The sequence below is a fragment of the Bacteroides sp. CAG:633 genome, assembly GCF_000435115.1.
Taxonomy (GTDB): Bacteria; Bacteroidota; Bacteroidia; order Bacteroidales; family Bacteroidaceae; genus Bacteroides; species Bacteroides ndongoniae.
The window spans coordinates 1-3,142 of record NZ_FR883022.1 but is presented as its reverse complement, the minus strand read 5'-3'; the positions used below and the strand labels follow the sequence as shown (position 1 = coordinate 3,142).

Annotated in this window: 3 protein-coding genes; all 3 read left to right on the top strand. The window is 57.4% G+C overall.

Annotated features, from left to right (window positions below; translation table 11 throughout):
* Nucleotides 1-660 (top strand): amidohydrolase family protein (locus QVP67_RS03820; RefSeq protein ID WP_288179878.1); only part of this gene is annotated, 660 nt, incomplete at its 5' end.
* 13 nt (nucleotides 661-673) lie between these two features.
* The gene (fucP, locus tag QVP67_RS03815) at nucleotides 674-1,924 is read left to right on the top strand and encodes an L-fucose:H+ symporter permease (protein WP_022162229.1); all 1,251 of its coding nucleotides are present in this window, start codon (nucleotides 674-676) and stop codon (nucleotides 1,922-1,924) included.
* A 257-nt stretch (nucleotides 1,925-2,181) separates the two neighbouring features.
* Nucleotides 2,182-3,142, top strand: a 961-nt coding sequence (locus QVP67_RS03810; protein WP_288179877.1) for a zinc-binding alcohol dehydrogenase family protein, incomplete at its 3' end; no start/stop codon positions are given.

Genomic DNA, 3,142 nt, shown 5'->3' with positions numbered 1-3,142 from the left:
ACTCGCTACCCCGACCGCTTCTTCGTGTGCGGTCTGTGCGAGTTCCGCAAGCCGGGCTTCTACGAGCAGGCCGAGCAATTGATAGAGCAGGGATTCCGCGGCATCAAGATTCCCGCCCAGCGTCTCTTGCTGAAGGAAGGCCGCGTATGGCTGAACAGCGACGAGATGATGCGCATGTTCCACCTGATGGAGCAGAAGCAGGTGCTTTTGTCCATCGACATGGCCGACGGCGCCACACAAGTGCCCGAGCTGGAAGAGGTGATACAGGAATGCCCGCAGCTGAAGGTAGCCATCGGGCACTTTGCCATGGTGACCATGCCGGGCTGGACCGAACAGGTGAAGTTGGCCCGCCATCCGAACGTCCGCATCGAGTCGGGCGGCATCACGTGGCTGTTCAACGACGAGTTCTATCCTTTCTGCGGTGCCGTGCGCGCTATCCGCGAGGCGGCCGACCTGGTGGGCATGGACAAGCTGATGTGGGGCTCGGACTATCCGCGCACCATTACGGCCATCACCTACCGCATGTCGTACGACTTCGTGAGCAAGTCGACCGAGCTGACCGACGACGAGAAACGGCTCTTCCTGGGCGAGAATGCCCGCAGCTTCTACGGCTTCGGTGCGTTGCCCGAACTGCCTTACATCAAGAACATGTCAGAATAAGGAGGAACCGGTTATGAAGAAACAGAATTACGCTGTCCCCTTGATGCTCGTCTTTACGCTGTTCTTTCTGTGGGCCATCAGCAGCAACCTGCTGCCCACCATGATACGACAGCTGATGAAGACGTGCGAACTGAATACATTCGAGGCCTCGTTCACCGAGACGGCCTACTGGCTGGCCTATTTCATTTTCCCCATCCCCATCGCCATGTTCATGAAGCGATACAGCTACAAAGCGGGCATCGTCTTCGGTCTGTTGCTGGCGGCGTTTGGCGGACTGCTGTTCTTTCCGGCCGCCATGCTGAAGGAGTACTGGGCTTACCTGTGCATCTTCTTCATCATCGCTACGGGCATGTGTTTCCTGGAGACGGCGGCCAATCCGTACGTCACCGCCTTGGGCGACCCGGCTACGGCTCCCCGGCGGCTGAATCTGGCCCAGTCGTTCAACGGACTGGGAGCGTTCATCTCGGCCATGTTCCTGAGCAAGCTCATCCTGAGCGGCACGCACTATACTCGCGAAACGCTTCCTGCCGACTATGCCGGTGGCTGGGAGGCCTACATTCAGACGGAGACCGATGCCATGAAGATGCCTTACCTGGTACTGGCCATGTTGCTGATTGTCATAGCTGTCGTGTTCGTCTTTTCGAAGTTGCCCAAGATTGGCGACGAGGAGCACAAGGCGGCAGCCGGCTCAAAGCTGATTGACTTCGGCGTGATGCGTCGCTCGCACCTGCGCTGGGGTGTCATCGCCCAGTTCTTCTACAACGGCGGACAGACGGCCATCAACAGCCTTTTCCTGGTGTATTGCTGTACGTATGTGGGACTGCCCGAGGATGAGGCCACCACGTACTTCGGACTCTATATGCTGGCTTTCCTGCTGGGCCGCTGGATCGGTACGGGACTGATGGTGAAGTTCCGTCCGCAGGATATGCTGCTGGTGTATGCCCTGCTCAACGTGGTGTTGTGCGGAGTGGTGATCGGCTTCGGAGGCATGGTGGGACTGTATGCCATGCTGGGCATCTCGTTCTTCATGTCCATCATGTACCCCACACAGTTCTCGCTGGCCCTTAAGGGACTGGGTGACCAGACTAAGAGCGGCTCGGCTTTCCTTGTGATGGCCATCGTGGGCAATGCCTGCCTGCCGCAGCTGACGGCCTACCTGATGCACGTCAACGAACAGTTGTACTACGCTGCCTATATCATTCCGCTCATCTGCTTTGCCTTCTGCGCCTACTATGGCTGGAAGGGTTACAAAGTAGTGGACTGATACGCGGCTACACGGCTTCTGAAGGACACCTGCACGCCTTTTGCAGGACACTTGCACGGCTCGCGAGAGACACTTGTGTGGCTTGCGAACCACACTTGCGTGGCTCACGAACGCTCGCGAGCCACACTTGCATTGCTCACGAGCCACACTTGTGTCGCTCAAAAGGCCGGAAAGTGCGGTCTGGAAGGCAGGACTCCGGTGGTGGAGAATAAAGAATGGAACATTGATAATGAAACTAGAATAAACTAACTGATAAGATGAAAGCAGTACAAATTACCGGCCCTTCTGAAATGAGGGTCATCGAGATGGAGAAGCCTGTAGTGGCTCCCGGACAAATTTTGGTAAAGATAGAATATGTAGGCTTTTGCGGTTCGGACCTGAACACGTATCTGGGTCGCAACCCGATGGTGAAGCTGCCCGTAGTGCCTGGTCACGAAGTAGGTGCTGTGGTCGAGGAAATAGGCGAGGGCGTACCCGAAGGCCTGTTTGCCAAAGGCATGAGCGTGACACTGAACCCCTATACCAACTGCGGAAAGTGTGCTTCGTGCCGCAACGGCCGTGTCAACGCCTGCGAGCACAACGAAACGCTGGGCGTGCAGCGCAACGGCGTGATGTGCGAATATGCCGTCATGCCTTGGCAGAAAGTGATTCCCGCTCCGTCGATGTCGTCGCGCGACTGTGCGCTCATCGAGCCGATGAGTGTCGGTTTCCATGCCGTTTCGCGCGGTCAGGTGGTCGATAACGAACGGGTGATGGTCATCGGTTGCGGTATGATTGGTATGGGTGCCATTGTCCGTGCTTCGCTGCGCGGCGCTACCGTCATTGCCGTCGACCTGGACGACGAGAAGCTGGAGCTGGCCCGCAAGGTAGGAGCCACGTACGTCATCAACTCGAAGACGGAGAACGTGCACGAACGCATGCTGCAGCTGACCGACGGACTGGGTGCCGACGTGGTGATTGAAGCCGTAGGCAGTCCGGTCACCTACGTGATGGCGGTGGACGAAGTAGGTTTCACGGGTCGCGTGGTGTGCATCGGTTATGCCAAGAGTCCGGTAGAGTTCCAGACGAAACTGTTTGTGCAGAAGGAACTTGACATACGCGGTTCGCGTAATGCCCTTCCGGCCGACTTCCGTGCCGTAATCAACTACTTGCAGACGGGTGTCTGTCCGATTGACAAGTTAATCAGTCGCATCGCCGAGCCCGAAGAGGCTGCTGCCG